Below are 6,837 nucleotides of genomic sequence, written 5' to 3'. Positions count from 1 at the left end.
AATACGACGCGGGTCTGTATATCGGGTGCAATATGAGTCATGACTGAGAGTGAAGAGAAAGGTTTAGTAGAAAATGGCACAAAACTCTGAAAAATCCAGCCTATTTTGAGGGGGCTGAATAGTTACAAAGAAGTGAGCATCACTCGTCGGCTTTTCGTCAGTTCTTTTCCGCCATGGAAACTGATTCTCGTTCGATTCATGCAATAAGCATGAATCGAACGAGAATCAGTATGAGATGACAGTAGAGCAGTGCGAGAAGCTCGGCACTTTATGACATTGTCGGGTTCATCCGATAAAACCGTCTTCGGGCTGGTTGCTGAAGACTTGTCCGAGGGCTTTGACCAGCATGCGATTATGTTCCGGGTAAACAACAATATCGCTTGGGTTGTTCTGACTGAAAATCAGAAAGCGGCAGATGGTTTCGCTGTGGTTAAGCAGAGCGTGGCCTATCTCTTCTCCGGCGAGAAAACAGGCGTAGTCACCTGCGACCAGATGGGATTGCTCATCACCTTCCAATAAAGTCGCTTCCCCTTCTACCAAAAATATATGTTCTTCATCTTCGGTATGAAACAGCAGTGGCGAAGACTGCTTATTGGGTTCTAATTCGACCATACGCATGCTCAGGTTCTGTGCACCTGCTGCCCGACCCAGATTTTTGGAGCGAGTACCAAACTGGTCACCGTGCTGCCATTCGTCCCATTTTATTTCTTCTATATTGGCTATCATGCTCGTTGAATCACGTAGAGTTTCATATCAAAGCTGCATTGCAGAGCACCGAGATTGGCCAGCTTTTCTTTTTGGGAAGGTTTAACATGCCAGTAATGAGGGGTCATTGCCAGCAGGTCCATAATATCGTCGGTGGAATTGAGCTGCATATCACCTTGAACAGGCAGAGTTTCGGTTAATGAGAAGTGTTCAGGGAGCTGTTCCAGTAGTTTATCAACAGGATAAGGTCTGACCGTTTCGTAGATGACCTGACGAAGTCCCAATAAATGCTGTTCTCCGGGAGCCAGCACCAGCAAGTGTCCACCGGGCTTTAACAGTCGAGCAAACTCATGCCAGTCGCAGCGTGAGAATACACTAACAATGACGTCCAGTTCCTGATCTTTGACGGGAATATCATTTACGCTACCGACCAGCCACTGAATCGCTTTGCTTCTTTTACAGCAGGCCATAATCGCGGGCTTGGAAATATCAATGCCAGCTACTGATGCGTCAGGAAAAGTCTGTTGCAATCTTTCTGTGTAGTAACCCTCACCGCATCCCGCATCCAGAATAGACAATGGGTTTTCTATAGATTCAGAGAGTCTGCTCAGAATTCCAGCAAGAGAGTCGGCCACCGGCTGGTAGTAGCCCTTGTCCAGAAAGCGGGTTCTGGCTTGGACCATTGTTTTATCATCACCCGGGTTTTTGCTGCGCTTCTTATGCCCCGGCAGCAGGTTGAAGTACCCCTGCCTGGCCTGATCAAACTGATGGTTCTGGCTGCAGCCCAGTCCACTACCGGAAGAGGGTAGAGACTGTGCCAGAGGTTCATGGCAGACAGGACAGCGAAGAGTAATGGTCATGATTTTCGGAGCGGGTTTGATTCGAGCCGCGAAGTTTACTGCAATCGCCCCGTTTTACCACGAAAAAATTGCCATTTGGGAAGCTTCGAAAAAGGTTTCTTTCGCTGATGGCTGTTTAGGGAATGTTTTTATTTTAACAATGGATGGTTTTCCGGCAGTTGGCGAGATATCCACAAAGCCAGCTTCCGCTTCATATTGGGTTCGCTTTCTTCACCCTTGACCAGAGGCTGGATCAGTTTGTCGTGAACCAGCAGCCTGTATAGGTATTCGATTTTTCGTTTGGAAGAGTCTGTTGGCTCAAATTGACCAACTTTGCGTTTTTGAGCATAAACAGCCCCGATCCTCAGCGCTTCTTTGACCAGTTCACTTTCATTTTTCAATTTTTTCATTGGCTACCCGGTTTTGATCGCTTGGTTTCACAATAAAGGGTACATCATAGCTCATGGGATCTCATGCTCATGTGCCGTTTGAACTGAGAATCTTTTCAAGAATGGATATGCCAAGGACAATTTCTTCTACCGTGCTGTTGGCAAACCCCAGAACCAGTCCCTGTTGCTTTTTTTGCCCGTAGAAGTAACTGCTCAATGGGCTACAAAGTATGTTTTTAGCTTTGAGCTGTTGAACGACTGTGTTCTCACAGATGCCTGGTTTGAACTCAAGTGCCAGGTGCATACCGGCTCCCTGGGTATGGAGCGCGCACCAGGGAGTGAGTGTCTGACAGGCTGTAATCAGAGCGTTGAGCTTTTCTTCATAGAGAAGTCGCATTTTCCTGAGGTGCCGACTGAAGTGGCGCTCCTGCATAAAGGTGGCGGTTACAGCTTGGGTATGCAAAGGAGTAACGCCAGTTTGTTCCTGTTTGGCTTTAGTAAAAACATCGACGAGACTGGGTGGGAGGATCAGGTAGCCCAGACGCAGGGAAGGAAACAGAACCTTGCTGAAAGAACCCATATAAATAACTTGCTGCTGTCGTGCGAGCCCCTGGAGGCTGGCTACCGGCCGACTCTGATAGTGGTATTCGCTGTCATAATCATCCTCAATAATCCAGCACTGCTGATCATAGGCCCAGTCCAGTAATTCCATTCTTCTTTCAAGCGGCATCATGGCCCCCAGAGGGTATTGGTGGGCCGGTGTCACATAGAGCAGTTTGGGTGGGCGTTTGTTTGTTTTCAGTTTTTCAGAATCAAACCTTTTTTATCAAATACCTATAACAACATAAAGAAGTTTCAGCACTGAGTTTTTCCTGTGATATATTCGGAGTGTCAATTCATTAATGTGAGGAAATCGCTATGAGTAATGAAAAAAAATCGAACAACGCCTTGTCTAAAGAAAAGGCTCATTATAATGAGAAGTTTATTGCGACCAAGGAAAATCGGCAAAAAGTAAAAGACGCTTTTGACAAATCTAGAGACCAATCAATGAAAGGAAAATTTGATGGGGTCGTGGAAGTTTAAGTATGAGTAGGGATGAGGATGTTAAGATTTATACCAGAAGAACTTTGCATGAACTCAGTAGAGAAAACAAACAGTTACAGAAAATAATCGAAGATTTTAAAGCCTATAAAAAAGGTTATCGAGTTAGGTCTTTTGGCCGAGACGCGCCCTTTCACAGGCCAAAACCATCAGCTGAACTCGCAGAGCTCATGCATGTCCACCTTATGCATAGCCCAAAAGCACAGCTTTTGGACGTTGTAAAAGTATCTGACCCGTACTATCAAACAAGTGATAGTTTTTTGATATATTCAAAAGGTTTCTTCAATCCTGAGCACTACTATATTATTGATTATATAGAAAAAGATGCTCACGCAAAAGTTGAAGATATGAATTATATGCGCTGGCTTATAGATCAAGCAGAATCTTTTAGGAAATCCAGATAATGATGCAAGAAAATATTAATAAGGTAGAGTGGAAAAGTCCAAGTAAAGTGCCGCCCTATGAAAGTCAGTTTTTTGTTGCTGTAAAATATCCTAATGGATTAGGCACATATGACCTTATACCTTGGGATGGTAAGAAATGGGTTTTGGGCTATACGGCAGAGGTTGTTGGATGGGTTACGATGACGGATTTTATGGCATCTATTAAAGCCGGATGGCCTGAATGGGACGAATGTAACTTATCAGTAGCTGAATAGAAAAATAATGGATATAGAAAAAACCAATACAAGATATGCGTATATTGGTGAGAATTCCAGGTCGCTAGGCTCCCCCCCCCTTTCTGACAAGCAGAGTAAGATGCTCTAGTTATAAAAACTAAGCTGGTTACCTGCTTTACCCATTGAAGAGCTATTTCTTCAGATAACCCCTGCTCCAGTTTCTGTAGCTTGTTTGACGTGTTTTTCCTGACTGACCTTGTAGGATGAAGCACGCATGGCTCATGTAGGCTTTTCCCTGGCCATAGAATTGGAGGAAGCTTCGGTCAAGGTCAGAACCGGTCCAGCCAATGAAGATCCTGAGGATCTGGACCTTCCTGTCTGGACGGGAGAGTTGAGACTGCAGCAGGTTATAACCACTATGGCTGTGGATGAAAACACACCAGCAGGTACCGGACAGCCTGATTACTCTGAAGCCTGGTAAAGCAGGGAGAGTTTCCCTGTCAGACCCTCAGATTCCACTTATTAAAGAGAAAGCTCAGGCACCAGAGTGGGCCGACCAGCAGAAACTGTATGTCTTCAAAAAAGGAGGGCTTTTTGCCTTCCACCTTATGACCCACAAACTGGAATATCCAGGACACCACAAAGATAGCAATACTGACCATCAGCAGCGGCTCGCCAATACTCTCGGCAATGAAAGCCATAGCAGCGTAAACCCCGATGATGGCCAGGGAAAGCGGCAGTGAAAGCATAAAATAAAAGATCATGGTGATCGCCATGGCGACAAAAGCAGCGATGGTGCTGAACGACCAGATGATACCGAGGATACTGAACATAATGGCCGGGACACAGACCCAGTGAATCAGCTTGTTGGTAGGGTTCTGATGACTTTCGGCATAGGCTTCCAGCCATTCATTCAGGGTTCGTATTTGCATAGCGGTGCCTCATTCTCCCGAAACATGCTTAAGCAGCATTTTTATTATTATTCTCATAGACGAATGCTATTTTGCATGGCTAGAAAGTATTTCGAAAGCGATAGAGACACTTTCTGTAAATCCTCTTTCTTATTTGGCTCACGGTCCAGTTGCATTCAGGTTGAGATACATCTTTTTGCTTTGGCTTGAAGAGCAATTTGTCAGGTGCCTTTGCCAGGAAATCTGCCTGAGAATAGATCGCTCGAGCTACTGAATTTTATGCTCGAGCGCCATTTCGGTCAGGCTTACGCAACTCTCAACCTTGTTTATTGATACCCTGACCTATGAGGTTGTTCTTACTGATTTTAAAATGCGTCACGGTTTTTCAGAATCAGTCAGCTTTCGGGCGCAGATTCTCCTCGCGGGCAATCAAGGTTTCCGCTTGATCCTGATTCATTGCCGAGATCAGGGGGTGTGTTGCTATTTGAAATCGCGTCAATGCATCCCCCTGCAAGGCTTCACCCGTCGGCAGTTTTGCAGTCATAACATCCACTGCCTGACCATCAACAAACAGTTCGTAATGCAAGTGAGGTCCTGTGGATAAACCAGTGTTGCCGGTTCTGCCAATTAAATCCCCCTTGCGAACCTGTTGCCCTGTTTTCACATTCAACTGGCTCAAATGAAGATACCGGGTGACATAGCGTCTGCCGTTTCTCATCTCGATAAAGGTACCTGCAGCGGGATGGTTTTTTTGCGCTTTGACAATTACTCCGTCTGCTGGGGCGTACACTGCTGAGCCAACTGGCACCGCCCAGTCGGTTCCCCGGTGTGGGCGAATCTGGCCGGTAATGGGGTGTTTTCGCGCAAGATTAAACCCTGAACTGATTCGACTCTTTTTGCCCAGCGGGTAACGGGAGAAAGAGCTACTCAGCATCTTTCCTTCTGGCGTGTAGTACTGACCGTCGCTGTAGCGAACCGCTGTGTGGGTTTCATCTTCCTGATACAGCCTGGCGGCCAGAATATTACCGTCAAAGCCTTCGCTGTTTTTCAGAGAATCGTCAATCAGCAGCTCAAAGTGGTCACCTGCTCGCAGATCCTTGTTGAAATCAATCTGCCACTGGAAAATCGTTGCAAATTGCAGGATGGCAGAGGTAGAAACGCCCGATTTTCTCGCGCTTTGATACAAGCTGCCCTGAATTTCACCCGTAAAAGTTTTGAACTCAGGCAGTTGATCGCCTGAATTGATGCTCAGGGCAAAAAGGCTGTCTTCATTCTTTTGAAGCAATACGGTCTCGCCAGACTTCATTGTCAGGCTGAGTCTTGCCAGTCGGTTATTTCCGTACAGCTGGTATCGAATAGTTTCGACGGGTTCAAGATCTGCGAGGTAAGCTTCCGCTTTGTCGACTTTAAACAGATCAATCAAATCCAGTTCAGACAGAGACTGGTTTTGAAAGAAGGTCCAGATATTATCGCTGCTGGAAGGGGTGTACTCCCTCCATATTTCCTGACCCGCTTTTTGTTCGATAAAACTTTGCAAGGGATCCTGTTCGGGGGCCTCAAGCTCTGAGTCAAAGAGAGGCGCATGGAACTCAAAATCCCCTGGCTCACCCTTGTCGTTGGAGTTGGCAAAAGAACCCCCGGAAAAGGACATGGAAAGTATCAGAACAGCCGGCAAGCTGCATTGGATCTTGAAGCTGGATGGTTGGCTGAACGATCGATGATGTCTGTCAAGCAGCCTTGCGCAGGCTTTAAAAATACGGTTGGCAGGCATTCACTCTGGACCCCGGCTGAAAAACTTCCGGCAGTATCACAGTCCTCTATAAAGTGAACTATGGACAGTTGTCCTTAGCTTGTTCAGCAACTTGAATTGTTCACAATACTGCCTATCAGGACATCTACCAGGTTGGTGTCGGACTGGAAAATGGAAAGCGTAAAAACAGACTGATTGCCCAGAGTTTTTATGTTGGATGCTTGCCAGTGAGAGGGTTCTACTTAGAGCAGAATTTATACATCAGTATTTTTTTATATCAGTAAGGAATAATTCTTCTTTTCTAATATTTGTACGTCTGTATCATGTGGCCGCTTTAATGGGCGAGTGCATTCTTTTTAGCGTTGGATTAAAAAAATTTAACCGGCATTTGTTTTATTTCGGGGCTTTTACAGGTTGGCTGATGAAAAGTGAGGGGTTGCAACAGAAATAGCCTTCAGGAGACGATTGATTTGTAAGGATCAAAATTTCTGAAGGATCAGACATGTGTGCAACACCCTCACTA

The 6,837-nt window shown here is 45.8% G+C and carries 10 protein-coding genes; 4 read left to right on the top strand and 6 right to left on the bottom strand.

Features of this window, described 5'->3' with window-relative positions:
• Positions 1-285: 285 nt before the first annotated feature.
• From ACR2PX_RS10550 to ACR2PX_RS10535, 4 genes are all read right to left on the bottom strand, one after another.
• On the bottom strand, positions 286-726 hold the full coding sequence (locus tag ACR2PX_RS10550; RefSeq protein ID WP_433999316.1) for a cupin domain-containing protein: 441 nt from the start codon (positions 724-726) through the stop codon (positions 286-288).
• On the bottom strand, positions 723-1,565 hold the full coding sequence (locus ACR2PX_RS10545) for a putative RNA methyltransferase (RefSeq protein ID WP_433999315.1): 843 nt from the start codon (positions 1,563-1,565) through the stop codon (positions 723-725). The genes ACR2PX_RS10550 and ACR2PX_RS10545 overlap by 4 nt, the downstream gene beginning before the upstream one ends.
• A 128-nt stretch (positions 1,566-1,693) precedes the next feature.
• Complete coding sequence (locus ACR2PX_RS10540) at positions 1,694-1,954, bottom strand: DUF5062 family protein (RefSeq protein ID WP_433999314.1); 261 nt, start codon at positions 1,952-1,954, stop codon at positions 1,694-1,696.
• 67 nt (positions 1,955-2,021) lie between these two features.
• Complete coding sequence (locus ACR2PX_RS10535) at positions 2,022-2,735, bottom strand: PLP-dependent aminotransferase family protein (RefSeq protein ID WP_433999317.1); 714 nt, start codon at positions 2,733-2,735, stop codon at positions 2,022-2,024.
• A 116-nt stretch (positions 2,736-2,851) separates the two neighbouring features.
• Between ACR2PX_RS10535 and ACR2PX_RS10530 the strand changes: the two genes are divergently transcribed.
• The 4 genes from ACR2PX_RS10530 (at position 2,852) to ACR2PX_RS10515 (ending at position 4,134) form a co-directional block, all read left to right on the top strand.
• A complete protein-coding gene (locus ACR2PX_RS10530) occupies positions 2,852-3,016 on the top strand; it encodes a hypothetical protein (RefSeq protein WP_433999313.1) in 165 nt (54 codons plus the stop codon).
• A gap of 2 nt (positions 3,017-3,018) precedes the next feature.
• Complete coding sequence (locus ACR2PX_RS10525) at positions 3,019-3,438, top strand: type II toxin-antitoxin system YafO family toxin (RefSeq protein ID WP_433999312.1); 420 nt, start codon at positions 3,019-3,021, stop codon at positions 3,436-3,438.
• Positions 3,438-3,692 carry a hypothetical protein gene (locus ACR2PX_RS10520; protein ID WP_433999311.1) on the top strand — a complete coding sequence of 85 codons (255 nt, stop codon included), beginning with the start codon at positions 3,438-3,440 and terminating at the stop codon, positions 3,690-3,692. The genes ACR2PX_RS10525 and ACR2PX_RS10520 overlap by 1 nt, the downstream gene beginning before the upstream one ends.
• 235 nt (positions 3,693-3,927) lie before the next feature.
• A complete protein-coding gene (locus ACR2PX_RS10515) occupies positions 3,928-4,134 on the top strand; it encodes a hypothetical protein (protein ID WP_433999310.1) in 207 nt (68 codons plus the stop codon).
• Between the two features lie 19 nt (positions 4,135-4,153).
• On the opposite strand, the gene ACR2PX_RS10510 is transcribed toward ACR2PX_RS10515, so the two are convergent.
• Both ACR2PX_RS10510 and ACR2PX_RS10505 read right to left on the bottom strand, forming a co-directional pair.
• Positions 4,154-4,585, bottom strand: a complete 432-nt coding sequence (locus ACR2PX_RS10510; RefSeq protein ID WP_433999309.1) for a DUF962 domain-containing protein — start codon at positions 4,583-4,585, stop codon at positions 4,154-4,156.
• A 370-nt stretch (positions 4,586-4,955) separates the two neighbouring features.
• Entirely contained in the window at positions 4,956-6,215 is a 1,260-nt protein-coding gene (locus ACR2PX_RS10505) for a peptidoglycan DD-metalloendopeptidase family protein (RefSeq protein ID WP_433999308.1), read from the bottom strand.
• Between the last annotated feature and the right edge of the window lie 622 nt (positions 6,216-6,837).

The sequence above is a fragment of the Endozoicomonas sp. genome, assembly GCF_051008435.1.
GTDB lineage: Bacteria > Pseudomonadota > Gammaproteobacteria > Pseudomonadales > Endozoicomonadaceae > Endozoicomonas_A.
The sequence above is the reverse complement of the archived record's forward strand: the minus strand, read 5'-3'. Positions and strand labels throughout refer to the sequence as shown.

Excerpts from the sequence above, each read along its gene's own strand:
- ACR2PX_RS10525 (WP_433999312.1), top strand. The coding sequence starts at position 3,019 with ATGAGTAGGGATGAGGATGTTAAGATTTATACCAGAAGAACTTTGCAT.
- ACR2PX_RS10505 (WP_433999308.1), bottom strand. The coding sequence starts at position 6,215 with ATGTCCTTTTCCGGGGGTTCTTTTGCCAACTCCAACGACAAGGGTGAG.
- ACR2PX_RS10530 (WP_433999313.1), top strand. The coding sequence starts at position 2,852 with ATGAGTAATGAAAAAAAATCGAACAACGCCTTGTCTAAAGAAAAGGCT.
- ACR2PX_RS10540 (WP_433999314.1), bottom strand. The coding sequence starts at position 1,954 with ATGAAAAAATTGAAAAATGAAAGTGAACTGGTCAAAGAAGCGCTGAGG.
- ACR2PX_RS10520 (WP_433999311.1), top strand. The coding sequence starts at position 3,438 with ATGATGCAAGAAAATATTAATAAGGTAGAGTGGAAAAGTCCAAGTAAA.
- ACR2PX_RS10515 (WP_433999310.1), top strand. The coding sequence starts at position 3,928 with ATGGCTCATGTAGGCTTTTCCCTGGCCATAGAATTGGAGGAAGCTTCG.
- ACR2PX_RS10550 (WP_433999316.1), bottom strand. The coding sequence starts at position 726 with ATGATAGCCAATATAGAAGAAATAAAATGGGACGAATGGCAGCACGGT.
- ACR2PX_RS10510 (WP_433999309.1), bottom strand. The coding sequence starts at position 4,585 with ATGCAAATACGAACCCTGAATGAATGGCTGGAAGCCTATGCCGAAAGT.
- ACR2PX_RS10545 (WP_433999315.1), bottom strand. The coding sequence starts at position 1,565 with ATGACCATTACTCTTCGCTGTCCTGTCTGCCATGAACCTCTGGCACAG.